This window comes from Desulfosudis oleivorans Hxd3 (assembly GCF_000018405.1).
Lineage (GTDB): Bacteria > Desulfobacterota > Desulfobacteria > Desulfobacterales > Desulfosudaceae > Desulfosudis > Desulfosudis oleivorans.
This window is the reverse complement of record NC_009943.1, coordinates 1680848-1706652: the sequence shown is the minus strand read 5'-3', so window position 1 is coordinate 1706652 and position 25805 is coordinate 1680848. Positions and strand designations below refer to the sequence as shown.

At 58.1% G+C, this 25805-nt stretch carries 20 protein-coding genes and 2 tRNA genes; 5 read left to right on the top strand and 17 right to left on the bottom strand.

The features are described 5' to 3' along the window. Nucleotides 1–8: 8 nt before the first annotated feature. From lptG to DOLE_RS07305, 13 genes are all read right to left on the bottom strand, one after another. A complete protein-coding gene (lptG, locus tag DOLE_RS07370; RefSeq protein ID WP_012174852.1) occupies nt 9–1088 on the bottom strand; it encodes an LPS export ABC transporter permease LptG in 1080 nt (359 codons plus the stop codon). Further along, on the bottom strand, nt 1085–2260 hold the full coding sequence (gene lptF, locus DOLE_RS07365; protein WP_012174851.1) for an LPS export ABC transporter permease LptF: 1176 nt from the start codon (nt 2258–2260) through the stop codon (nt 1085–1087). The genes lptG and lptF overlap by 4 nt, the downstream gene beginning before the upstream one ends. 98 nt (nt 2261–2358) lie before the next feature. Beyond that, entirely contained in the window at nt 2359–3591 is a 1233-nt protein-coding gene (locus DOLE_RS07360; protein WP_012174850.1) for an MFS transporter, read from the bottom strand. 145 nt (nt 3592–3736) lie between these two features. Then, entirely contained in the window at nt 3737–4645 is a 909-nt protein-coding gene (locus DOLE_RS07355; protein WP_167320857.1) for an MBL fold metallo-hydrolase, read from the bottom strand. 56 nt (nt 4646–4701) lie between these two features. Then, nucleotides 4702–4788 (bottom strand) — tRNA-Leu (locus tag DOLE_RS07350). Between the two features lie 56 nt (nt 4789–4844). After that, the gene (locus tag DOLE_RS07345; RefSeq protein WP_012174848.1) at nt 4845–5522 is read right to left on the bottom strand and encodes an L-threonylcarbamoyladenylate synthase; all 678 of its coding nucleotides are present in this window, start codon (nt 5520–5522) and stop codon (nt 4845–4847) included. Then, complete coding sequence (purD, locus tag DOLE_RS07340; RefSeq protein ID WP_012174847.1) at nt 5479–7254, bottom strand: phosphoribosylamine--glycine ligase; 1776 nt, start codon at nt 7252–7254, stop codon at nt 5479–5481. The genes DOLE_RS07345 and purD overlap by 44 nt, the downstream gene beginning before the upstream one ends. Before the next feature lie 76 nt (nt 7255–7330). Next, nucleotides 7331–8272, bottom strand: a complete 942-nt coding sequence (locus DOLE_RS07335; RefSeq protein ID WP_012174846.1) for a D-alanine--D-alanine ligase family protein — start codon at nt 8270–8272, stop codon at nt 7331–7333. 23 nt (nt 8273–8295) lie between these two features. Then, on the bottom strand, nt 8296–8679 hold the full coding sequence (locus DOLE_RS07330; RefSeq protein ID WP_012174845.1) for a DnaJ family domain-containing protein: 384 nt from the start codon (nt 8677–8679) through the stop codon (nt 8296–8298). A 68-nt stretch (nt 8680–8747) separates the two neighbouring features. Continuing rightward, nucleotides 8748–8824, bottom strand: a tRNA-Met gene (locus DOLE_RS07325). A 109-nt stretch (nt 8825–8933) separates the two neighbouring features. Continuing rightward, nucleotides 8934–10841 (bottom strand): DUF3426 domain-containing protein, encoded by a 1908-nt coding sequence (locus DOLE_RS17250; RefSeq protein WP_012174844.1) that lies wholly within the window; start codon nt 10839–10841, stop codon nt 8934–8936. Nucleotides 10842–10866: 25 nt separating this feature from the next. Next, nucleotides 10867–11400: a hypoxanthine phosphoribosyltransferase gene (gene hpt, locus DOLE_RS07310; RefSeq protein WP_012174843.1), complete on the bottom strand. Its 534-nt coding sequence runs from the start codon at nt 11398–11400 to the stop codon at nt 10867–10869. A 102-nt stretch (nt 11401–11502) separates the two neighbouring features. Beyond that, complete coding sequence (locus DOLE_RS07305) at nt 11503–12432, bottom strand: DnaJ C-terminal domain-containing protein (protein ID WP_012174842.1); 930 nt, start codon at nt 12430–12432, stop codon at nt 11503–11505. A gap of 332 nt (nt 12433–12764) precedes the next feature. Between DOLE_RS07305 and DOLE_RS17245 the strand changes: the two genes are divergently transcribed. Further along, nucleotides 12765–14372, top strand: a complete 1608-nt coding sequence (locus DOLE_RS17245) for an HD-GYP domain-containing protein (protein ID WP_012174841.1) — start codon at nt 12765–12767, stop codon at nt 14370–14372. Nucleotides 14373–14375: 3 nt separating this feature from the next. Beyond that, complete coding sequence (locus tag DOLE_RS17240) at nt 14376–16007, top strand: HD domain-containing phosphohydrolase (protein WP_012174840.1); 1632 nt, start codon at nt 14376–14378, stop codon at nt 16005–16007. A 90-nt stretch (nt 16008–16097) separates the two neighbouring features. On the opposite strand, the gene DOLE_RS07290 is transcribed toward DOLE_RS17240, so the two are convergent. The 3 genes from DOLE_RS07290 to DOLE_RS07280 form a co-directional block, all read right to left on the bottom strand. Next, entirely contained in the window at nt 16098–17060 is a 963-nt protein-coding gene (locus tag DOLE_RS07290; RefSeq protein WP_012174839.1) for an electron transfer flavoprotein subunit alpha/FixB family protein, read from the bottom strand. After that, on the bottom strand, nt 17060–17833 hold the full coding sequence (locus DOLE_RS07285; RefSeq protein ID WP_012174838.1) for an electron transfer flavoprotein subunit beta/FixA family protein: 774 nt from the start codon (nt 17831–17833) through the stop codon (nt 17060–17062). Before DOLE_RS07285 ends, DOLE_RS07290 begins: the two co-directional genes overlap by 1 nt. A 73-nt stretch (nt 17834–17906) precedes the next feature. Further along, nucleotides 17907–19973, bottom strand: a complete 2067-nt coding sequence (locus DOLE_RS07280) for a (Fe-S)-binding protein (RefSeq protein WP_012174837.1) — start codon at nt 19971–19973, stop codon at nt 17907–17909. Between the two features lie 289 nt (nt 19974–20262). On the opposite strand from DOLE_RS07280, the gene DOLE_RS17235 reads away from it, so the two are divergent. Genes DOLE_RS17235 through DOLE_RS07265 form a run of 3 tightly spaced genes read left to right on the top strand, consistent with a single transcriptional unit; the run spans nt 20263 to nt 25039 of the window. Continuing rightward, nucleotides 20263–20727 (top strand): prepilin-type N-terminal cleavage/methylation domain-containing protein, encoded by a 465-nt coding sequence (locus DOLE_RS17235; RefSeq protein ID WP_052294272.1) that lies wholly within the window; start codon nt 20263–20265, stop codon nt 20725–20727. Beyond that, entirely contained in the window at nt 20724–21158 is a 435-nt protein-coding gene (locus tag DOLE_RS07270; protein WP_012174835.1) for a type II secretion system protein, read from the top strand. Before DOLE_RS17235 ends, DOLE_RS07270 begins: the two co-directional genes overlap by 4 nt. A gap of 2 nt (nt 21159–21160) precedes the next feature. Continuing rightward, on the top strand, nt 21161–25039 hold the full coding sequence (locus DOLE_RS07265) for a prepilin-type N-terminal cleavage/methylation domain-containing protein (protein WP_012174834.1): 3879 nt from the start codon (nt 21161–21163) through the stop codon (nt 25037–25039). On the opposite strand, the gene DOLE_RS07260 is transcribed toward DOLE_RS07265, so the two are convergent. Next, the gene (locus DOLE_RS07260; protein ID WP_012174833.1) at nt 25029–25667 is read right to left on the bottom strand and encodes a phosphatase PAP2 family protein; all 639 of its coding nucleotides are present in this window, start codon (nt 25665–25667) and stop codon (nt 25029–25031) included. The genes DOLE_RS07265 and DOLE_RS07260 overlap by 11 nt on opposite strands. Between the last annotated feature and the right edge of the window lie 138 nt (nt 25668–25805).

The following is a 25805-nucleotide window of genomic DNA, read 5'->3' as shown; positions in this document are numbered from 1 at the left end:
TAACGGCTTTATCGCCGGGCGACAAGGATCACCGCGGCCGTTGCTCCCCCGAACACCAGGTTGGCCGACCATGCCGCGATCAACGGCGGCAGCATGCCGCCATATCCCAGGGAGATGCAGAAGCTGTGAAATATCCAGTACACAAAGGAGGCCCCCACGCCATAAGCGGCGTTGGCGGTGATGCCGCCCCGGGTTCTGCCCATGATGCCGAGGGCCGCGCCAATCAGGCCCATCAGCAGGCAGACAAAGGGAAACGAGAGCTTGGCATGAAGGTCCACCCGGTGAGAAACCACGCTGTACCCCTGCCGTTCGACCTGCCGAATTCTGTCAAGCAGCTGGACAAACCCCATCTCGTCGGCACTTTCCGCAGCCCGGTCCAGGTCTTCGGGAAGCAGGTCCAGCTCGATCTTCAGCCGCTCCCTGAATTCGACAAGCTGAACGTTCCCGGCGACGTCAAACTGCTGGTCCAGCACATTGCGCAGGGTCCACTGGCCTCCATCATAGAGGCCCCGGGCTGCATCGATGCGCCGGGTCACCCGGAAACCTTCATCCAGATCGTGGAGGACCACATCAAACGCTTTTTTCTCCCGCGGCTGATAGTGCCGAATGTGTACAATGGTCCGGTCGTCTTTCAGCCATATGTTATTCTTCTGGTCGACACTGGAGGTCTTCTGCCGGACCTGCTGCAGCCAGATGTAATTGGCCCGGCTGATGGTACGGGGAACAACGATCTCTGAAACGATAAGCAGCAGCACACAGCACCCCACGCCCACGACAGCCGCCGGTTTAAAAAGTGATGCCGGGCCGATGCCGCTGCTTTTCAGGGCTGTCACCTCGTTCCGCCGGTTCATGAGACCGAAAACCACCAGGGAGGCGATCAGCACACCCACCGGTGCTGTCTGAACAACAATCAGCGGAATCTTGAACAGAAAAAAAACAGCCATGCGGGAAAGCGGTACCCCCGCCCCGAGAAAATCGTCGATCTTTTCAAAAAAATCGACGGCCACGTAGATGACGATCACCACGGCCATGACAACGGCCAGCGCCTTGAGAATCTCAGCAATAATATATCGGGACAGGATCGTCATGCCGCCTCTCCCCGCGCACCGGCCCGAAAGCGCACTTGCAGCATCTCGAAAAACGTCCTCAGGTTCCGGTCCTTTGCCGCTTCCGCATAAAGAAAAAGTCCGAGGCCTCCCATCACCATGTCGGGCAGCCACATGGCCAGGGCCGGATGGAGGAAACCGGACTCTCCCAGAATCTCACCACCGGAGAGCACCAGGTAGTAAAGAAGAAAAAAAACAAGGGCCAGGCCAATGCCGGAGGAGGTCTTCCGTCCCCTGGCCTGTACCCCCAGGGGTACGGCAAGAAGGCCCAGCACCACGCAGGCAAAGGGAATGGAAAACTTCTTGTGAAGCTCCATACGGGCCGATCCCCGTGGAAGGCCCGCCGCACCCGCCTTTTGAATATGGTCGAATAGCTCGGCAAGGGACATCTCTTTTTCACTTCTGGCGGCAGTGGAAGCCACCTGTCCGGCACGCTCCAGGTCAAGGTGGATATCATAGGTCTCAAACCGGATCACCCGGGACGACCGATCCCGCAGGTCGACCTGGTACATTCTGCCGTCTGCAAGAGAGAGCCGGACCACCTGTCCGACCATGTCCACGTCAAGGGTGCCGGAAGGCGCACAGATGGTCACCGGCTTGCCGGCACTCCGCTGGTCTTCAATGAACACGTCCGACAGCACCCGCTGCTTCTTATCAAACTGGCCGACATACAGGGTGATGCCGTTAAACAGGGTGTTGAACTCCCGGTCGACAATCCCCAGGTTGGGATTGGACGTGACCACCGTGTAGGCCAGCTGTTTGAAGGCCACCTTGCCCCTGGGCAGGCCCCACAGGGTCATCAGCAGGGTCAGCAGGCAGGCCGCCACACAGAACCCCATCACCGGGTAGAATAGCCGGTAGAGGCTGACACCGCTCGACTTGAGAGCAACGATCTCATTGTCTCCGGACATGCGCAAAAAGGTCAGCAACACGGCCATCATGGTGGAGATGGGAATTACATAAACAAGAAAATAAGGCGTGGAATAGACCAGCATCAGCATCACCACGCCGAGCCCGGTCCCGTAGTTGACGATGAAATTGGTGATATCCAGAAGCTGGTGGGTCAGAAAAACCAGGGTAAACACGGCCAGGCTGACACCGAAAACCGGCACCAGTTCGGCCATGATATATCTGTCGATGGCTGTGGGTTTCATTCGTCCGCGCTGCCTGTCATGGACGGTTGTCGGTTGTAGTGGTGCTGCCGAACCGGGCCGGTGTCGCCGTTCCCATGGTACAAGCGCAACGGCTCTTCTCAGATACCGTCGTGAGGCCCTGTTATACGAGCCACGGACGGAGTGTCCGCGTCCACCTCGCACCGCTTACTATATGTACAAACCGCAAAAATCACAACCCCCGCCACCATGATCAGGCCGGCAAAGGGAAACGCCTGGCGAAGGGAGAAAAAGTCCATGGCCACACCGCCGATGGCGGCGCCGAACAGCATGCCCATGCTGTGGGCAACGGTGAGAAGGGACATAACCGATCCCATGGCCCTTGTCTCTCCACCTTTGACCACGGCCATGGCCATCAGGGGCGGCATGGCCACGCCGCCGCCGATGCCGAAGGCAACGCTGGCGGCAAACAGTCCCCAGAAATCAACGGCCCAAGTATAGACCACCATGGCGCCTGCGGTCATCAGGCCGCCGCAGATCGCCATTCTTTTCTGATCCGTCCGGTCGGCCAGCATGCCCATGGGCATCTGCAAAAGCCCGCTGACAAACACCCCCAGCATGATCAGCACCCCTATCCGGGAGCTGGACAGGCCGATGCTGCTGGCAAACACCGGCAGAAAACACCAGATGGTGCCGATGCAAAACACATACACAAACCGCAGACAGAAAAGACCGTATAAAAAACGGTCCGTCAGCAGCAGTGACCATTTCGCCGGAACGCTGCCCCGGGTCATGACGTGTTCCTCCCGCACCGGGGGCAGCAGAAAAAGGCTTGCCAGACACGCCGCCAGGGAGAGCACTCCCATGCCGGCAAAGGCCGCGTCCAGACCGGCCAGGTCGTTTATGACGCCGCCCAGCAGGGGGCCGATGCTCAGGCTGGTAAACATGGAGAGGTTGAAAAGCCCCATGGTAAACCCTTCCCTGTTTTTCGGCGTGATGTCACCGATATAGGCCTGGGCCACTGGCATGATCATGGCCGAGGCAATTCCCTGCAGGAATCGCAGCCAGATCAGCCCGCCCACTGTATCCGAATAGATGAAGGCCACGGAAACCAGGGCGTAGCCAAAGAGCCCGATGGTGATGTAGGGCTTGCGCCCGGTCCGGTCGGACAGCGAACCGAAAAGGGGCAGCAGAAAGGTGCGGGACAGGGAAAACGCGGCAAAAATAAGGCCGATGTAAAAACCACTGGCCCCCAGGTTCTGCGCATAGACCGGCAGCAGCGGAACAACGATGCCCACGCCCATGACCGCACCGAATATGGAGACAAAAATAGCGGCAAATATCTTTTTGTCCCCGGTGGTCATCGTCTCCATGGGCCAACCTGAACATATAACGTGTAAATCAAAAACAAAACAGACTCATCCTTTCAAAACATACAGGCCTGCCACCTTATCACCTTCCATCCCTGCTCCTCAATCCAATTATTCAGGTTTTTGCCGGGAGAACAAAACCGGACGACTACGCCGCCGGCATAAACCGGCCGTGGTCCTGTATCACCCGGCCCTCTTCTTCCAGCAGGGCCAGGAGTTTAGCGATCATCTGCTCCTCAAAGGTGTGCTGAATGATCCGGTCGGGAAACCGGTTCTTGTAAAAAGGCGAATGCGCCACCATTTCTTCCAGGGTTTTCCCCTCTTTTCCCAGCAGCGCGAACACTGTCTGTTTCTGACGCTCAAAGCCGTCCAGAAACCCTTCAAACAGTTGGGTGGCGTCGCCTTCGTGGGGCAGCCGGTGGGAGGCGCAGACCCGCCGGTAGGGCAGCTCCATCAGCCGCCGAATGCTTTCCTGAAAGGGTTTTATGGCGCCTTCCGGGTTGCCGTACCAGGGGCCGAAGCCGGAAAAATCGATGTCCGTGGTGATCAGAGTGCCGGACCCGTGATCAAAAAAACAGTAATGATCATCCAGATGGCCCGGCGCGTGAATGGCCTCGATACGGGCCGGTCCCAGGGCAAATATGTGACCGTTGTCAAACCGGCCGTCCGGTTTGCGAAACGGCCGCAGCCCCAGGGGCCTGCCGATGGCATTGACCCAGTGGGCCCCCCGCTCCGGTGTGCCGGTGTAACGCACCCCCAAACGGTCAAGGTCGGTCACCGAGTCCGGCGTCTGCCGGGGCAGCAGCAGAGTCCTGTCTTCCAGCAGGTGCCAGTTTAGAATATGGTCCGGATGGGAGTGAGAAATCACCAGAATGTCGATACGGCACAACCGGTCAATCTCCTGAGTCAGCTCCGGCCCCAGACCGGCGTCGATCATCAGGGTCTGGCCCCCGCCACAAAAAAGAAACCCGTGACAGAAGGGGAAACGGCCCTTGGCCGGGGCACGGACCAGATAGAGATGGTCGGCAATACGGAGCATGCGGGGATGTTGTGTCATGGTCCTCTTCATTAAAAAGGGGCTGGCCGAAACAGGCGCCACCCCCTTATGTTATCTGGTGCCGGAGGTCGGAATCGAACCGACACGGAGTTGCCCCCGGAGGATTTTGAGTCCTCTGCGTCTACCAGTTTCACCACTCCGGCGTCAGGCAGAATTTATATGAGATTACATCCTCCTTGTCAATACACCGGCCGGCGGTTTACCGGACCGTGCCCGCAGCCTTCAGGATATCGGCTGCCCGGACCGTGCCCTCCCGAAGCACCTTCGGCGGATTCATTGTCACGTCCACCACGGTGGAACCCACCCCGCCGCCAAGGACGCCGGCATCCAGCACCATGTCCGCAAGCCTTACAATGTCGACATCCAGGTCTGCTACGCGGCCGCACGCCGGGCTGCCGGACCGGTTGGCGCTGGTGCCGGTAACAGGCCGGCCCAGCCGGACCACCAGGGCATGAGCAACAGGATGAGAGGGAACGCGCAGACCGATGGTGCCGGACGGGGAGATCAGGTGAGATGGCACCCTGGCCGATGCTTCAAACACCAGGGTCACGTTTCCCGGCCAGAACCGGTCCATGAGCTGTTCGGCCCCGGCCGGCACAGTTGTCACCAGTCCGGCTGCCGCAGCAGCGTCCGGAATGAGAATTAAAATGGGCTTGTCATCCGGACGGCCCTTGATCTGCCGCACCTTTTCCACAGCGGACCGGTTCCAGGCATCAGCGGCCAGGCCGTAAAGCGTGACCGTTGGAAAAACCAACACACCGCCGGCATTCAGCAGGCCACAGGCCCGGTCGATCAGGGCCGAATCGGGTTGAACCGGGTCAATCGGCTGAATGTTATGCCTGTAATCGGCCAAGCTGTTGGGCCTTTTTTTCAACATCGGCCGCCATGTCCTTCTTGTGGGCCGACAGTGCCGCCGCCAAAGTCTCGTCTGACACCGCCATAATCTGAATGGCCAGGAAACCGGCGTTTTTTGCGCCGGCCTTGCCCACGGCCACGGTTGCCACCGGCACGCCCGGCGGCATCTGGACCGTTGACAGCAGAGCGTCCAGGCCGTTTAATGGGGAAGCATCAATGGGGACGCCGATCACCGGCAGGGTGGTGTGAGAGGCAATCACGCCGGCCAGATGGGCCGCCATGCCGGCACCGGCGATAAACACCTGAATGCCGCGCTCTCTGGCCGTGGAAACAATCTTTTCCACCCGGGCCGGGGTCCGGTGGGCCGACGCCACGGTCATCTCGTAGGCCACCCCGAATTTTTGAAGCACACCGGCCGCCTCCTCCATGATTTTCAGGTCCGAGTCGCTGCCCATGAGAATGGAGACCCTGGGCTTTTCCACCAGCCGCTTAAGGGCCTTGTGGCCGATGTCATTCCGGTGATAGGCCCCTTCCCAGGAGATTTTCGCCACTGCCTCGTAGGCCCGCCGAATGGCGTCCTCCACGGTTTTGCCCAGCGCGGTGACACCCAGGACCCGCCCCCCGTCGGTGACCACCTTTTTGCCTTTGGCCCGGGTGCCGGCGTGAAAGGCCACCACGTCCTTCATGCGGTTGACGTTGGACAGCCCGGAAATGGCCATGCCTTTTTTATAGGCCCCGGGATACCCGCCGGATGCCATGACCACGCAGACGGCGGCCCGGTCGTCAATTTCCAGGGTATGCTCATGAAGCCGGTTTTCACACACCGCCTCCAATACGGGAACAATGTCGTTTTTCACGCGCATCAGCAGGGGCTGGGCCTCGGGATCGCCGAAACGGGCGTTGAATTCCAGCACGCGCACGTTGCCACCGGAGATCATCAGCCCGGCATAGAGCACCCCCCTGTAGCGAACCCCCTCAGCGGCCATGGCCTTGACCGTGGCCACCATGACGGTCTCCATGATCTTTCTGTGAAGGTATTCATCCACCACCGGCGCCGGGGAATAGGCACCCATGCCGCCGGTGTTGGGACCGGTGTCGCCGTCACCCACGGCCTTGTGATCCTGGGAACAGGGCATCGGCAACACGGTTTCCCCGTCGGTGAGCGCAATAAAAGAGGCCTCCTCTCCCTCGAGACGTTCCTCTATCACCACCCGGTTTCCGGCGTCCCCGAAAAGCCGGTCTTTCATAATCTGCCTGAGGGCATCCGCGGCCTGCTTTTCGCTGTTGCACACAAAAACGCCCTTGCCCGCGGCCAGACCATCGGCCTTTACCACCACGGCGCCGCCCAGTTCCTTCAGGTAGGCCAGGGCCTCGTCATAATCATCAAAACAACGCCCCCTGGCCGTGGGAATGTTGTACTTGAGCAGGATCTCCTTGGCGTAACCCTTGCTGGTCTCCAGCCGGGCCGCGTCCCGGCCGGCCCCGAAAACCTTCAGGCCCGCCGCCTCGAACCGGTCCACAATGCCAAGAGACAGAGGCGCCTCGGGGCCGACAACGGTCAGGTCGATCTGCTCTTCGGCGGCAAACTCCAGCAGCCCGTCCACGTCATCCGCCTTGATGGGCACAGACGCCGCCAATGGAGCGATGCCCGCGTTGCCCGGAGCGCAGAAAATCTTGTCTACTTTGGGGCTCTGGGCGATTTTCCAGACCAGAGCGTGTTCCCGGCCGCCGCTGCCGATCACCAGGACCTTCATGATGGATCTCCTTTGTTTGATTCAAATATGCGTGTCTGTCCGGAAACGCCCCCGGACGACTCATGATATGTTCGGATCAGCGCTTTTCCAGGCTCAGGCTGATCAGCCGGTCCAGCAGATCACCGAAAGCCATGCCCGCCGCTTTTGCCGCCAGGGGCAGCAGGCTGGTGGGGCCCATCCCCGGAATGGTGTTGGTTTCAAGAACAAACAGGTCCGTGTCAGTGGCGATCATGTCGGTCCGGCTGTAGCCCTTGCAGAACAAAGCACTGTGGGCCCGGCACGCGTAGTCCCGCACCCTGGCGGAAAGGTCCTCGGGCACAGGGGCCGGGCATATCTCCGAGGTGGCGCCGGGCGTGTACTTGGCCTCGTAATCAAAAAAACCATACCCGTCACCGGGAATGATTTCCACCACCGGCAACGGCTCGGGATCGTCATTGCCGATCACGCCGCCGGTGAGTTCCCGGCCCTGGATATAGGCCTCCAGCAGCACATCCGGCCCATGGGCCAGGGCCTTGTCCACGGCCGGGGCCAGTTCGGAAACCTGTTTTACAATGGACATGCCGATGCTCGAACCGCCGCAGGCGGGCTTGACCACCAGGGGAAACCCCAGCGCGTCGGCATGGGCGTCAAGAAAAGACCCATCGGCGTCCCGGTTTTCAGAAACCACCCGATAGGGCGGCACCGGCAGGCCGGCCTGCTGATAAACCCGCTTGGCCGCGAGCTTATTCATGGCAAGGGCGCTGCCCAGCACGCCGGAACACTGGTAGGGGACACCCAGCAAATCCAGGAGCCCCTGAATGGTGCCGTCTTCTCCATGCACGCCGTGCAGGTTGACAAAGGCGGTGTCAATGCCCGGCGCTTCCTGCACCAGCCGGGCCAGGTCGGTTCTGGAATCATATCGAAGCACGCGGTACCGGGCCGGGTCCAGGGCCGCCTGAATCATCTTTCCACCGGCCAGAGACACGTCCCGCTCCGAGGAGACACCGCCGCAGATCAATGCAACCGTCAACTTGCTCATCGTCCGTCTGTCCCTTTTTCAGCTCACACATCCGCCCCGGTCCGCATACGCTCATTGAACCGGCCAAGGTATTGCTGGGGTATTTCCAGGGCCACATGCCTGCCGCGCATCATGTTGGCCCTGGTAATGAGAAGGTTAAGCCGCCTGGTCAGCCGGTACTGCTCTTTTACGTCGGTCTCACCGGCCAGCAGATCCTCGGTCCGGCAGATCTCCTTGCGCAGCTCAATCTCGGGCGGCAGGCATCCGGCGTTTTTGAGTATCTTGTAGGCCAGCCGGAGATCCTCGGGGATATGCCTGTCGTCCTCCAGCGCCAGGGGTTTGCCGGTGCCGGGCAGGTTGTCAAAGGCGCCTTCCCGCCGGGCTCTTTCAATCCGCTGTTCGACTATCTTTTCAAAACCAGGAAACACGATACCTCACCTGTAAAACAAAAAGGCTCTTTTTGACGTCCCGTCCAAAAGAGCCCTGCGTGATCAAGTGGTGGCGATGCAGGGACTTGAACCCCGGACACTACGGATATGAGCCGTATGCTCTAACCAGCTGAGCTACATCGCCACATGGTACAAAAAAGCGGCATCCCGCCGGCGGCCGCCCACCACAACGGGAAGAAACTCACTACCAGCTTCGGACCGGTTAGTCAAGCAGAAATCGTGTTTGGACCGCATCAGGCCATCGGGGATGCTTCCGTGACCTGGACCTCATATCCGACCAGGTCCGGCGGCAGATCGGAAATGACGATCATAAACGGGACTGTTGCCCCGGCCCGAATATTGGCGTTCTGGTTGTTGTCCCCGGAGGGGTTGGCCAGCCGCTGTTGAATGGCGTCCATGGGCTGCTCGGACAACTCCTCAAAGGCCAATATATTGCCGCAGTAGGCCGACACCTCCCGGGCAAGGGGGGTGCCCTGGGAAGCAAGGGATGCCGTCACTTTGACGAACCGCCGCGGCGCGGAGGACTTGTTGGTAACGGAACCGGTGATGATCAGCAGTTTGCCCGCATGGGTATTGGTGACAAAATTGTTCTGCAGTGAGCTTTTAACCACCACCACCTCGGTTCCGGCGATGGACGTGCTCCCCTTTCCCAGCAGGGTCCCAATAAGCGGGAGCTTGTCCATGGGCGGCACACTGACCCCCATGCTGGAAGCCAGGAAATAAGCACCCACGGTCAGTCCGGCGATAAGGACCAGCACCAGCAGCACCACCAGGATCACCTTCAGTACACGCCTGCCAACGCCGGTTGCCCCGGCAGAAACCGTTTTTTCCTTCTTTTCCTTCTTTTTCTTTTCTTTCTTTGCTTTTTCCGGTTTTTTGGCCTTCTTGTCTTTTTTGGCCTTCTTCTTATCAGCAGCCACTGCCCCGGCTTCATCCGTCTCCATCGCTGCCGCCGCCGGTTCGCCGTCTTCCTGGTCCTCGTCCGATGCCAGCATCTGCTCTATATCGGAAAAATCATCCTCGTCGGCATCGGAAAAATCAATATCGTCATCCATGTCCTGCCCCTCATCGGACAGGGCCAGTTCCACGTCTTCGGGTTCCTCCTGCTCCTCCTCATCCTCGTCTTCGGGCTCCAGCAGCTCCATTTCAATGGTCTGCTCCAGGTCGGCCAGGTCGATCTCCTGCTGCTCAATGGGATCGGCACCATCGATATCGTCGTCCAGGTCCAGGTTCAGTTCATCGGCGGAAAGCTCCACGGTGTCGGCCACCGATGTGTCATCATCGCCCTCCAGCAGGCTGTCTACCTCAGAAAAGTCGAGATCCTCCTCGGGTGGCGCGTCGTCATCATCCAGTTCAAGTTCAAAATCATCGGAGCTTGCCGTGGGGGTCGCCTCGCTGACGTCCTCCAGTTCATCCAGTTCAAGATCATCACTTCCCAACCCCAGGTCATCGTCATCAAAATCCAGGGCCAGATCTGCCTCATCCTCATCATCCGCCACGGGCTGGTCTTCGTCGTCGTCCAGGGCCAGGCCGAAATCCTCCTCCTGGTCGTCGGCCGCTTTGTCCTCACCGGTTTCATCAAAGTCCAGGTCCAGATCCCCTTCATCAGCTTCGTCGGATGTATCGGCGTCATCATCGTCAAGCCCGTGGTCCTCGTCATCGTCAATGGAGAGTTCGAAATCGTCCGATGCGGCGGATACGTCAGATGCCCCGGCCCCGGCATCCTCTTCCAGCCCCAAATCCAGATCCTCGCCCGGACCCAGGTCGAGATCCTCGTCCAACCCCAGGTCCAGATCCTCTCCCAGGTCCAGGTCCTCGTCCAATCCCAGATCCAGATCCTCGTCCGGCTCAGGCCCATGGTCCTCTTCGTCCAGGGAAAAATCAGACACCTCTTTGGTCTCAGGCGGGGGGGGCTTTGCTTCAGGTTTGGATGCTTTTACCGGCGCTTCCGGTGCCGGTTCTGCCGTGGGCTTCGGCGACTTTTTCGCCGGCGGCGGCTGAACAGGCGCAGGCTCCGGGGGCGGGGGGTAGGCCCGAAAAACGTGCTTGCACTTTGAACATCGTACCTTTGACCCCTGGGGTTTTATAAGACTGTCATCCAGCTTAAAATTGACACCGCACTGTTCGCAGGTAATGATCATTCCATATCCTCGTGTTTTGTTTGGTTCAGGGGTTGTTTTGTTCCAGGCGATGGATCCCCTTCAGATTCCGATAGCACCCGTTCCAGTCCAGTCCGTACCCCACAAGAAAACCGTCCCTGACAACATGGCCGCTGTAATCTACCCGCACGGCATGGTTCCGTCGTTCCCGTTTATCCAAAAAGGCGCACAGGTTTATTCGAGCCGGTTCAAACCCACCCAGATAATCCAGCAAAAACCGCGCTGTGGCGCCGGTATCCACAATGTCTTCCACCACCAGCACCTGTCTGCCTGTTATATCAGACTCAATCGGCTTTGTTAACTCAATATTGCCGGAAGATTCTGTCTGCGCGCCATAACTGGCAACACCCACAAAGTCCACTTCAACCGGTATGGTGAGGGTTCGAATGAGGTCGGCAAAAAAAACAAAGGCCCCCTTGAGCACACAGACGGCAACGCCCCCCTTCTCCCCAAAATCCGATGAAATCCTTTGCCCAAGAGCAACCACGATCTCTTCAACCTGCTGCGCCGACAGTACGGGAACCAGTTCAGGCATCGACATTTGTCTTTCTGTTCTCGGGCGCGGCGACCTGTAACACACCCTCTTTTTTATTTTCCTTACTCTGAACAAAAGGATTTGTCAATATCTTTGAGTTATTATGCCTTACAGACCGGTTTCGGCAAGGGCTTCGACCAGCTGTTTCTGCTGATCGGTCAATTTGGACGGCATCTCCACCTGAATTTCAACGTACAGGTCGCCCCGGCCCGCGCCCCTCATGTGGGGAATCCCCTGCCCGGCAAGCCGCAGCTTGCTTTTGTGCCGGGTGCCCGGCGGCACCCGCAGGTTCAGGTCTTTGCCGTCCACCCCGGCCACCGTGATCCGGGTTCCCTTCAAGGCGTCAGTGAGTTTGACGCCTGTGGTCATATAGAGGTCGTAGCCGTCCACTTCGAACACCGGGTCCTTGACCAGCTTTGCCTGAATATACATATCCCCTGAAGGACCGCCAAACCGGCTGGGTTGGCCCTTTCCGGCAAGCCGTATCTTCTTGCCGGACACCATACCCTTTGGAATTTTCACGTTGACAGTTTCGGTGCCGCCGCCATGACGAAGGGAAACCGCCTTGGTGGTGCCGGAGACGACCTCCTGAATCGTAACGGGAAGCTCGTACACTACGTCCTCCCCCTTTACTGCGGCCGTCTGCCGGGGGCCGCCGCCGCCAAAGGGAGAACCACCGTCGAAAGAAAAGCGGGCACCACCTCCCCGGCCGCCGCCGGAGAAAAAGCCACCGCCCCCGCCAAAACCGAATTCCTTTAGAATATCGGAAAAATCAAACCCCCGGAAAATATCCTCCTGGGAGTACCGCTCATGAAAACCATTGGCGCCGTATGTATCGTACTGTTTCCTCTTTTCCTTATCCTTGAGCACGGCGTAGGCTTCACTGATCTTTTTAAATTTTTCTTCCGCCGCTTTCTTATCGCCCTTGCTATGGTCCGGGTGATATTTCATCGCCAGCTTTCGATAGGCCTTTTTAATCTCCTCGTCAGTGGCGTTTTTCTCCACACCCAGAATCTTGTAGTAATCGGTTTCCGCCATTGCTCCGTTCACCTCGCTTATATAGTTGAGACAACCAAAATCTTGACCTTTCAAAATGTTATAGCATTAAAATAAGCCGTATCCCTTTGACTGTCAAGGCACTATATACGGTTGCCGGGGTTGGCTTCGGTATACCAGTAGATGGCATGAGCCGGTCCTGACCGCCGACCGTAAACCGAACAACCGCCCGCTGCGCCTGTTCTTGCTACCGTCAACAAAGCTTCTGGAGAATGATTTTCTTCTTGACCCTGGAACCTTCTTCGTTTATAGGATCATAAGGCAGCAGAAGCGTCAATCTCTAATGACTTCTCAACTTCGGACCGGCGACGAGCATGATGCCTGAACCCACGGGGGCCACAGCGGCGGCACAGCGAATACGGAAACGCCATTTCCTGATGAGCGCCGCCTCTTATCTGATTATCGGCATGCTGCTGGTATACGTTCAGCAGAGCCACATTCTGGATATCACCCCGATCCTTCTTTACACTCTTCTGGCAGCGGCCCTGACGGTCAACATCGCCTTCTACGTGGTCATCTCCACGGGCCTCAATACCCGGCTCAACGACCCCAGCCTCACCCTTGCCCAGGTGATCACGGCCATTGCCCTGCTCATGGCCCTGACCTATGTCGCCATCGAACTAAAGGGCCTGATCCTTACCGGCTACCTGCTCATCTTTCTTTTTGGCACCTTTTATCTCCAGGTGCACCAGTTCCTGATACTGACGATTTTCGCCGCCGCCGGCCACGGCCTGGTCATCCTGCTGCTGGCCTTTTCCCCCGGCCGGCCGATCCACCTGCAGACCGAACTGATGTACTGGGTGGCCCTGGTAGCCATTCTCCCCTGTTTTGCCGTGCTGTGCGGCGACGTGAGCCGGCTTCGCAAAAGAAGCTATGCCACCCACCGGCAACTGAAAACATCGGAGGCCCGTTACCGGGGGCTGCACGACAACATGACCGATGCGTCGGTGCTGCTGGACCTCCAGGGCCGCATTCTAACGGCCAACGCGGCGTTTCTGGCCATTGTCGGCATTCAGGATGTCCGCAACCTGAGCCGGTATCCCTTTGTCGACCTGCTCCATCCTGAAGACCGTCTGGCATGGCAGCGACAACTGGGGGCAGTCGACCGGGCAGACCGGACGAGCATGGCTTACCTGAAAATCATCGACAGAGATGAACAGGTCCGGGAAATGGAATGCAAAACCAGCTTTGTAGGGGAAGCAGGCGATGTCACCGGCCTGCTGATGACCCTGCGGGACATGAGAATCACCCGAAAGTTGAAAACACAGATCGCCGATTCTTACAAGGAGCTGGAACAGGCAAAGTCCTTCACCATCCTGGGGCTGGCCAAGCTCACCGAATTCAGGGACAAAAACACCGGAGACCACCTGGAACGAATTCGGGGATACACCCGGATTCTGGCCACCCAGCTGGCCACCCTGCCCAATTACGCCGATCATATCACCGACCGTTACATCAACGATATCTCCGTATCCTCAGTGCTTCACGATATCGGCAAGGTGGGCATGCCCGACACCATTCTTTTCAAGCCCGGCCCGCTCACCAGCGAGGAATTTGAAATCATCAAACAGCACGCTCTTCTGGGGGGAGAGGCCATTGAAAAGACGGAAGGACTGATTCAGGGGGAGTCATTTTTAAATCTCGGCAAAATCATAGCTTACTGTCATCACGAGCGGTGGGACGGCTCCGGCTATCCCATGGGGCTGGCCGGGGAGGAGATTCCCCTGGCCGCCAGAATCGTGGCGCTGGCCGACGTGTATGACGCCCTGACCACCCGCCGCGTATACAAGGACGCCATTCCTCACGAGGCGGCCAGGGCCATCATCGTGGCGGAAAAGGGCCGGCATTTTGACCCTGACGTGGTGGACGCCTTTTGCGCCTGCGACGATCAAGTCCGGGACCTGGCGCGAAAGGCGGGCTGACCGATGTCGATTCTGTTTCCCAAAAACGACCCGGAACAAACCCTTCGGCTTCAGCGGTTTTTCATGGCCGCCGCCTCCTACGGCATCTGCATCGGCCTTTTGTACTATTTTTTCTTCCAGGGCCAATTCAGCCTCCCCCTGGGTCCATCCCTCGCCCTGACCCTCTTCTGCGCGGTTTACAACATCGCCGTATTCACCGTCCTGCGCACCGGCATCAACAAACGGTTTGCCGACCCCAGCCTCACCCTGCTCCAGATCATGGTGGCCCTGGGGCTGCTGCTGGGCGTGACCTTTTACACCGACCTGCACCGGACCATCCTGATTCCCTTCTACCTTGTCATCTTCGTGTTCGGCGTGTTTCAGCTGAAAGTCCGGGATTTCCTGCTGATGACCCTGCTCACCCTCTCCGGTTACGGATTTATCATTCTCATGCTCTACTACCACCGGCCGGAGAAAATGGTCCTTCCCCTTGAAATCATGAACTGGATCATCCTGGCCACCGTGCTGCCCTGGTTCTCCATTGTGGGCGGATATATCAGTAATCTGCGGACCACCATCTCCTCTATCAACACGGAACTCAAAACATCCATGCTGCGGTATAAGAGCCTGTTTGAGAATATGCTCGACATGGTGCTGGTCCTGGATACCGAGCATCGTATCCTGATCGCAAACCCCCTGTTTTATACCACCACAGGCATCTCCCCGGAAAAAACCGTTGCCGCCTGCCATTCCTTTATCCACCCGGAGGACCTGGACCGGATGGAAAAAGAGCTGCTGGCCGAACTGCCCGGGCAGGAGGTGATCACCGATTTCCAGTTCAGGGTAAAGGACAGAGACGGCAATGCCCTGCACGTGGAGTGCAATGCCCGGTGTATCAAAAACGAGGACCAGATTCTGGGCATGCAGCTGATGCTGCGCGATATCACCCAGCGCAGGCAGCTGGAAGACCAGCTCCGCCACTCCTACGATAACCTCAAAAACACCCGTGAGGTCACCATCATGGGCCTGGCTAAGCTGGCTGAATACCGGGACAAGTCCACCGGTGGCCACCTGGAGCGAATTCGGGAATACAGCAAGGCCCTCACCCGGCAGGTGGCCCAGCTGCCCGAATACAGGGATTACATCACCGATGAATATGTAGAAACACTCTACCTTTCTTCTATTCTTCACGATATCGGCAAGGTGGCCATTCCCGACGCCATTCTTCTCAAGCCGGCCCGGCTGGATCCGGATGAGTTTGAAATTATCAAGCAGCATGCCTCCCTGGGCGGCGACGCCATCAAGGAGGCCGAAGCCCAGATACGGGGCAAATCGTTTCTGACCATGGGAAAAGAGATCGCCTATTATCACCATGAAAAGTGGAACGGCCAGGGGTATCCGGCCGGTCTTGCCGGCAAAAGCATTCCTCTGTCGGCCCGTATCGTGGCCCTGGTGGACGTGTATGACGCCCTGACCACCGACCGCGTTTACAAAAAAGCCTACCCCCACGACAAGGCCAGAACCATCCTTTTAAACGACCGGGGCATCCACTTTGATCCCGATATCGTGGATGCCTTTTTCGCCATCGAAGACACCTTCAAAACCATCGCGGAAACCTACCGGGATCGGGCTTCCATCAAACCCTGGTTGAGTTAGTGCCCCTTGAACCCTGCCCCACACAAACAAAAGCGGCGGTGGGGTTGCCCCCGCCGCCGCTTAAATTTTACTGCCGTACGAAAAAACCGGTTACGCTGATTTCACCTTTTCGGTCAGCTCCGGCATAAACTCCAGGATATCAGCCACAATACCGATATCGGCCACCTGGAAAATCGGGGCCTTGGCGTTCTTGTTGACCGCCACGATAAAGGGATTGCCCTTGATGCCGCCCAGGTGCTGGAACGAGCCGCTGATACCCATGGCCATGTAGACCTTGGGCTTGACGGTCTGGCCGGAGGTTCCCACCTGGCGGGACTTTTCCAGCCACTTGGCATCCACGATGGGCCGTGAACAGGAGAGGTCCGCGCCCATGGCTTCGGCCAGCTCGCGGGCGATCTCGATATTATCCTCTTCCTCAATGCCCCGGCCGATGGAGACCAGCACCTCGGACTTGGTGATGTCCACATCGCCGGCTTCGGCTTCCACCACTTCCAGGAACTTGCGTTTGGCGGTCACGTCACCGGCATCGGCGGTTTTGTCCGTCACGGCGCCGCCGGCGCCCTTGCTCTCGTTCGCTGTAAAAGCACCGGCCCGTACCATAATCACCGCGCCGGCGGCGATGTCGCAGGCCACGTGGGTGCTGACCTGGCCGCCAAACTCCTGGCGGACCATCTTCAACGTCGAACCGTCCACGCCGTCGATGCCCACCACATCCGGAGCAAAGGGCGCGTCCATTTTAATCGAAAGGCCCGGTCCCAGGTCCATGCCGAACGTATCATGGGCCATCAGCAGAATAGCGTCACCCGGCAATATCTTCACCAGCATGGCCCGGATGATTTCGGCATTGGGGTAGGCCACGTCGGCCTTGTCGATCTTCCATACATTCTTGTAAGAGGCGGCCACTGCGTCGCAAACCGCATCCACGCCGGATCCCACAACAATAGCAGTCACATCGGCGCCGGCGTCAATAGCCTTGGCCGCGGTCACCAGCTCTAAAGCGGTGTCATCCGCCACTCCATCCTTATGTGCGATATATGCAAAAATCTGGGCCATTATTTGAGTCCTCCTTTGGCTTTAAGAAGTTCAACCAGTTTCTCCGCCATCTCTTCCACGCTGCCTTCCAGCATTTCCGCACCCTCGCCCATTTCAGGCACAAAGTAGTCGACCTTTTTCAAGGCCGGCGCCGCCGCGGAAACACCCAGATCCGACGCGCTGAAAGTGGGGATCTCAACGGAGGCCACTTTCCGAATACCGCGAATACCCACATAACGAGGCTCGTTGATACCGGTCTGAATAGAGAGGACGCAGGGCATCTCAATCTCGCTCATCTCCTGGTTGCCGCCTTCGATCTCCCGGCCCACCTTGAGCTTGCCGTCCATCACCTCGATCTTGTTGACCAGGGAGGCATAGGGCAGATCCAGCATGGCGGCCAGCATGCCACCCACCTGGGCCGCGCCGTCATCGGCCTGGGCGCCGGTGAGAATCAGGTCATACTTCTCCTTTTCCACCACGCCTTTGAGCGCGGTAGCGATCCCCTTGCCGTCGGCTCCTTCAAAGGCGTCGTCGCTGACCAGGATGCCCTTTTCAGCGCCCATGGCCATCTCTCTTCTCAACACCTCTTCGGACTCATCATCACCGACCGTGACGACCGTTACAGAGCCGCCCACCTTGTCCACGATCTGAATCGCTTCCTCAACCGCATAGTTGTCCCACTCATTGACCGAATAAACAAGATCATCGCGCTCAATGTCGTTGCCGGCGCTGTTGATGACAATCTCGTTCTCTTCGGTGTCGGGCACACGTTTGACACAAACTAAAATTTCCATGTTCATCCTCCCAACGTTATTTCGAGTTATGTTTGCCCTTACCCTATGTTAAAGGTTTTTCCTGTTCTCTCTTTTAAGCATCCAGATGACGGGCAATCAGCTCGGAAAAATCGATCGCCTCCATCGTGTCTTCCATCTGGGCCACCTTGATGGCATCCTCCATGTTCACCAGGCAGAAGGGGCAGGCCGTGACAATCACGTTGGCCCCGGCCTCGGCCGCCATCTTCACCCGCAGAACGGCCATGCGCTCTTCCTCCTCGGGCTCGTAGAACAGCATCAGACCGCCACCGCTGCAGCAGAAAGAGCGGTCCCGACTCTTGATCATCTCCACCCGCTTGAGCCCTGGAATGGCATCCATGGCATCCCGGGGATCGTCATAAACTTCATTATGCCGGCCCAGATAACAGGGATCATGATAGGTATAGACTTTGCTTGAATCCTCCACGTCCTTGAGCCGGATTTCACCGGACTTTATTTTCCGGGCCACGTACTGGGCAAGATGCTCAATGTCGGGAAGTTCATCGTTGTGGTAGTCGTTCTTGATGGCGTTAAAGGCATGGGGATCGGCGGTAACAATATGCTTTGCGCCGGAATTGAGAATGGCCTCAATGTTGTGCTCTTTCAAAGACTGGAACAGCATCTCCTCGCCGAACCGCCGCACCTCGTTGCCGCTGTCCTTTTCCTCCTTGCCCAACACACCAAAATCGGTTCCCGCCGCGCAAAGAATTCGGGCCGTGGCCCGGGCCAGGTCCTGCATCCTGTCGTCATAAGAAGAAATACTGTCCACAAAATAGAGCGTATCGGCGGTCTCTTTTTTCCCGTCGAGAATCTTCACCTGGCACTGGGCCGCAAACGCCTCTTCCTGTGCCCACTCGGCCCGCTTCTTTTCCATCTTGCCCCAGGCATTGCCCCGCTTTTCCAGGGCGGAAAGGGGCTTCTGCAGGGACTGGGGCACCATGCCCTCGTCCACCATGGCCCGTCTCAGGTCCACGATCTTGTCGATGTATTCGATGCCCAGGGGGCACTCCTGTTCGCAGGCGCCGCAGGTGGTGCAGGACCAGATTTCGTCCTCTTCGTAGATGTCACCGATCAGGGGCTTGCTCTCGGCAAAGGCGCCCCGCAGCGGATAGTTGGCAAACAGCTTGTCCCGGCCCTTGATGGTGATAAACCGGGGAGACAGGGGCCGGCCCACGGTATTGGCCGGGCACTGGTCGGAGCAGCGGCCGCAGTCCGCGCAGGAGTAAAAGTCCAGCATGTGCTTCCAGGTAAAATCCTCTATCTTCTTGACGCCGAAGGACTCCAGGTCGTCGAGCTGCGCGTCGGTGATATCGTGGCGCACCGGCTTGGTGTTGCCCTTTTTCATTCGCATGAAAAAGACGTTGAACACCGAGGTGATAACGTGGAAATGCTTGCCCATGGGCAGAAAGCAGAGGAAGAAGAAAAAGGTGATGTCATGCACGTAGTAGGCGGCGATATGAATGGCCTGCAGTGTGCCCTGGGAGGCCCCGGAGAGCAGGAGGTGCTCGAACCAGACAAGAGACAGGGGCGCCAGAAACTTTTCATGGCCGGACGCGGCCAGCTCACTGGCTTCAAACAGGCTTTCGGAGATCATCAGGGTGGAGATCAGGCCCAGAACAAAAATGGCCTCAGCGGTGTGGTCGTGGCCGTATTTTTCAGGCACCGCGTAACGGGCCGGCTTGACAATAGCGCGCCGGTAGGCGGCGATGATACAGGCCACCAGCACCATGGTGGCGGCATAGTCCTTGAACACGTTGTAAATGTCGCCGATGATGGTGTCAAATCCGGGAATCGCAAAATTTGACGACACCCCCAGGATCACCAGCTGGGTGGAGCGGATGGAGAGCACCAGAAAGCCCGCAAAAATCATGATGTGAAGCACGCCGGCCACCATGTAGCGGGGCTGGCGCCACTGGAGCAGCCACAGCTTGATCACGGCGATAATCCGCTGGGGAATCTGGTCGAACCGGTTATCCGGCGCCGCCTTGACCAGCGGGGCCACGCGCCTTGCCATGATGTAGGCAAAGCACCCCACGCCCACTACCGGGATCAGAAACGAAAAGATCACCGTGGGAATGAAGCCGAAAAGCGAAAAATCCGCAGGTGCAATGATTGGTTCCATACTGTTTTATCCTTTCCTTAAACGGTTTTACCTTCTCAACCGATCGGTTTTCTCTGGATAAGCCTTCTAATTGATCAAACGAATTTCATACATGATGCCATAGGCAAGGTCAAGTGAAAAACTCGACCTTTTCCCGATGCCCATAGGCGCATGGTCAGGCGGGCCACCCCTTCCGGACCCGGCCGGGCCTTTCAAGATGTGCCTGAAGTCGCTTGACTTTTTATCCCTTAAAAGCGTATGCTGTCCGTCAGACAGACAGACACTCCCCTGCGGAATGGAAAATCACGCCATGCGGTTATCACCTTCAAAAAAATCATCGGGATTTACCCTGCTGGAAATCGTTGTGGTGCTGCTGGTGCTGGGCATTGTCTCCACCGTGGTGATTTCCCGCTACGTCAATGCCAATGCCGATGCCCAAAACGCGGCCCTGATGGGCAAGATCACCTCCCATCTGCGATATGCCAGAAACGCGTCAATGAACTCGGATGCCACATGGTGGATCGATTTTGATTCAGGCGCCTATCGGTTATACAAACGAGATGCCGCCGGCACCGATACCAGTGCCGTGTTTCCAGGGGAAGGTGAGCCGGTCGTTGACCTGCCTGACGGATTCGGAACGAACATCAACGTTTTTTTTGACGGCTGGGGCCGGCCCACGGACAGCGGCGGGACGCCGATCACAACCGTACCCGCCCACACACTGCCATTTTCCGGCGGCACCATCACCATAGAACCCACGGGCTATATTCGATGATACACCAAACCAGACAGCACGGGTTTACCCTGATAGAGGTGATCGTCTCCATTGTCACCGCCGCGGTGCTGGGCTCCCTTTTGATCACCTACATGCATTCGGTGTTTATCCGGGGTGGAGAGCAGGTCACCAGCGTGGGCACCCTGCACCAGCTCACCCAGGCCATGGACGGCCTGACTGCGGCCTACAACAGCCGGATTCACCTGGCCGTGGCCCAGACCGGGGAAGATGACGCCCTGGACTATGTGGCGGACCAGACCGACGGCGAGGCCTTTGCCCCATTTGATGTGACGCTGGGCTGGTTTAGCGGACCACCGTTTACCGGGACCGGCAACACGGGAACGCGAAGCAACGAGGATTTCCTCAAGATCACACTGACGCCCGATGGTGGCGGACCAAGCCTTGTCTCCATCTTCTGGTCGGGAAATTAACCATGCGAAGACGACACCCACATGACCGCCGCCGATTCGAAAAAGGATTCACCCTGATCGAAGTGGTGGTCTCCCTTTTGATCGCCGCCATCCTGATGGGGATGGCCGGCCTGGGCGTGGTCCAGGTGGCCAGAGGTTTTGTTCAGACCCGTGAAGCCGGCGAACTGGCCCAGAAAAGCGACTTTGTGCTCACCCGCATTCGTAAAAGCGTTCGAAACCTCATGGGCGTAAACAGCGCCGCTACCAACACCACAACCCTTTCCCTCTCCCGGCTGGACAGCAACCAGGCCCCCGTCACGGAGATCTTCTCCTACAGCGGCACCACCCTCTCCCTGGGCAACGGCACAACCAGCGCTCCATTGATGGAAGGAATATCCGCCTTTCAATTCCAATATTTTAAAGAGGATGAAGACAACAATCCCTGGAACCCTGCCACCGACCCCGTCGGCGAGCTGGCCATCGTGGATGTGAGCCTGACCATGGCAGGTGACCAGGGGGTGTCGGTCGCCTTTTCCGAACGGATTCTGCCCAGAAATACATACACCCCCAGCCGGGCCTACACCCCGTCAGGCGCCGGCACCCCTTCCGCCCAGGGCATCTGCCTGCTGGAGGCCCTCTATCCGAACAGCCCGGTCCTCTGGTCCCTGTTCCGGGGCTTCAGGGACAACGGGCTTGCCGCCATTCCCCTTGCAGGCAAAAAAATCACTTCCGCCTACTATTTGACCGGGTCGGCAGTCACCCCCTGGCTCACCGCACATCCCGGCGCCATACCCTTCTTAAGGTGGCTGACCGTGCCGGTGGTGGCCCTGCTCTTTTTCTGGACATGGTTTCCGGCAGGCCTGCTGGCCCTGGCCGTAGCCGCGTGGATTTTCGCCCGCCTGTTTACCTTTTTACTACTGCGCGACGCCACGGCACGGACACCTCTGTCCCGCCGGTTTCGAACGGCCGGCAGCATTCTGCTGAGCCTGGTGATCACCATCATGGTGGTGGCCCTGCTGGGGGCCGGGGCCGTCTCCATACTCACCACATCCCAGCACGGCAACGTGCACAGCGCCCTGGGCGAAAAGGCCTACTACCTGGCCGAATCCGGCCTGCGGTATGCCGTCAGCCAGTTCATGGCCAACCAGGATAACAGCGCCAATTTTATCAGCGCTCTCTCCTCCACCGAAGGCGACGGCGCTTTTTCCGTATCCACGGGCGAGGCGTTTAACCTGGGGGCGCGATGCTTTTTCTTTGACCCGGACAACGGTGCGCCCGGCACCACGCTTCTCGCCTATGGCGACGGGTTTCCGGGTAAATTAAATGAGATAACGGTACCCGGCGGCGGGCTTTCCGACCGAATGGAAGTTTACGACACCGGCATCGGTGACCGGACCGTGGTCAATGCCACGGTGTCGGCCATCAATACAGGAACCGGCACCATCACCTATACCATAACCGGCGGCCTTGCCGGAAGCGTGGATCCCGACGAATATGTGCTGCCAGTGGCTTCCGTGAGGTCGGACGCCTCCAATATCAGGGCCTCCAACCTGGGCGAGGCCCCTACCGCCTCCCAGATCAGTCTGAAGGATGACGGATTTGCCGGCTTTTTTCCAGCGGCCCGGGGCGTAGTATCCCTGATGGCCGACGCGGACAAAGACGGCAGTCATGACGACCGGATCGACCTGGTCTACGACCGGCTTAACGGCACCACGTTGCAGGGGCTGCGCAACGTGCCGGGCAAAGAGCCCCTGCCCGACGGCGGCGTGGATATTGCCGCCGATACGCCGGTGGTGCTGGGCCGGTACGCGTCCATCACCTCCCGGGGCATGGTGGCCCGGAATACCAGCCAGGAGACCGCCGTTCAGTTGACGTTAAGCCAGCCCCTGGACACGGTGGACATCATGCGCATGATCGCCAACACCACGCCCGGCGAGCAGTCCGTCGATTCCGTGCTGGGCACCCACACCCTTGAAGACAACGCCCTGAAGGTGGTCACCACGGACGGCACCTACTCGTTTATTGAAAGCAACAACCCCACCCTGCAACAGGAGAGCGTGGCGGCCCAGGATTGGGAATTTTCCGACATGACCGGGGGCAGCGACTTTTTAAAGGAGCTCTGGCTTCGGTCCGATAAACGAATGTCCTACGAAACCCAGGTAAAGGTCAAGTTCACGGAAACAGAAGATGATCTGGCCCCTAATTTTGTCAATCACCCGGGCTGCTACATGCCGGGCATCGCCTTCCGGCTGCGCCAGGTCGGTCCCCACCCCGGCCAGTCCACCTATTACGGCATGTCTTTTATGCGGGGTATTGCCGGACGCACCCAGCACAGCACGGACAGCGGTTGCGGGCAGACCACGTGGAAAAGCGAGGATGACGACATATCTGACAACCTGTTTGCCGACCATGGCAGCAACAGCGCATTTACCTATACCTCCACCTGCCCGGATTCGGATTTTACCCCCACCATCTGGAACGATAACAAACCCCTGGACGGCATTCCCTACCTGATCTTCTGGCAGAAGGACCAGAGCACCAATGCTGATGGCAGCCCCTTAAGCACCGGCTGCGGCGGCAGCGTGTCCGAAGGGTATTCCCCCTTTGAATGGCTGTCCTACATGCCCCTGGTGGCTGTTGAAAAATGTACACTCTACCAGTACGACAACACCATCAGGGCACGAGTCTATAGCAACAGATATTACGGCGGCGATGAAGCCGGTTTTCCCGGAGGGGAGTTCAATCTTGCAGCATGCCAAGACCGGGGCATGAACAATGACGATGTGCAGTCTGTACGGGTGACATCCGGATATACCCTCACCCTTTATGAACACGATAATTTCGGAGGAAAATCTCTCACACGGACATCGGATTTCGGGGATCTGGGCCTTATCTTGGATGGTTTTTGGAGCTGGGCTAACGAGACATCCTCCCTCAAGGTCACCGGCCCCCCAAGCTCAAGCGCGCCCTGGTATGACGGCCCCATCGCCGGTCAAATACCCAGTTACACCAGAACCGCCTGGAAACTCACCGATCCCTATGGCCTGTTCAAAACTTACACCATTAACGGCGTGGAAGTCCTGGGCCTGCCCGGCGCGCTGACGATCATGGATCCGGCCACGGCCTTTGACGCCGGCGGACCAAAGCCCGTGGCCAATGCCGCCTATATTGTGTTTCCCGGCAGCAGCAGCTCCGCAGACAAGCGGGACCTGAACTACCGGCTCTATTTAAAGGAGTGGGCCACCGTGGGGCTGCAGATATTTGAAATAGAAGGGGACCTGGACTGTAACCCGTCCACCGGAACCGGCGGTGTAGAACGGGTCAACGCGGTCTCCGCCTTTTTCGGATCCAACACCGCCGCCGGCAACACGGCCCAGGCCGGAAACAGCCGCAAGGACGGCAACCGCAATGCTTACCCGGCATCTACTGCTGAAAACTATCTGGCCTACCCGGTAAAATGGCTCAATAACCCGGGCTATTTTACCCAGGCGGTGTGGGACGGACTGGGCATTCAGAACACCAATGAGCCCAATTTCCCCACCGAAGGCGGCTACACCAGCAAACTGGTGCCCAACCCTTATGGTGGATCAGGGTGCGGCGGCAACACCGACATCAAGCTGGTGGAAAAAGGCAAAGACCTGGAAGGCGACAACACCCACGTATACTCGGCCACGTTTCTGACCGTGAAAGAGTACCCCCCTCATGATGGCGAGCCCGCTTATTATAATGAATACAATTTTGACACCGAGTATATTCCAGAGATCGGCCTGCACACCCTGGGCATCAGCGCCGAACCCGGGGCCGCGGCCAATGACACCGAAACCGCCTATTTTAAAGACTGGTACTGGCGCTTTTTTGAAGGGGGCCAGACCGGCATGGTGCCCGGCATCATCAGTGAGTAGATGCACCAGATGCCCGTTGAAGGTACCGCTCCACATAGGGCTCAATCAGCAGGGTAAAGACAAACACGCCAAAGCCCGCCGCAATATCAATGGCATAATGCTGCTTGCAGGCCATTGTGGAAAAAACCACCAGCCCTCCCCAGACCATCATGGCCCGTTTTGCCCATCCCGTCCACACCGGACTTTTTGACACCAGGTAGATCACCAGCAGGCTGTTGGCCGCGTGCAGGCTGGGAAAACAGTTGGCAGGCGCGTCAAACCAGCGCCAGAACGCGGCAAAAACATCCATGCCCTGGTGCCGGCCGTAAAACAGGTCCACGGGAAAGGCCACCGGAAAAAACACGAAAAACAGGGCGCAGAAAACCAGCTGAAAGTGGGAGAGCAAAAAGATCCGGGTCAGGTCTGGATCGTCTTTGCACCGGTAAATAAAGAAAAACACATAGGCCAGATAACTCACATAGACCGGCACCATCCAGTGTAAAAAGGGAATCAGCCTGTCAATAACGGAAAACTCAAGATACCGGGGCTCAATGATATGAAACCGGTTGGTCACCTGGTAGACGGCGATATAGGGCGCCCAGAGCAGCAGGTAATAAAAGATATTGTTTCTTTTTTTCAGCAGAACCATTTGCACCTTATCCAAAAATCCAAATCGGGATCGGGATCGCTCCGCCTTTGGTCATTGCGAGCGCAAGCGAAGCAATCCTGAACATATGCGGCTGAGATTGCTTCCTCGCTTCGCTCCTCGCAATGACGGAGTATGCGT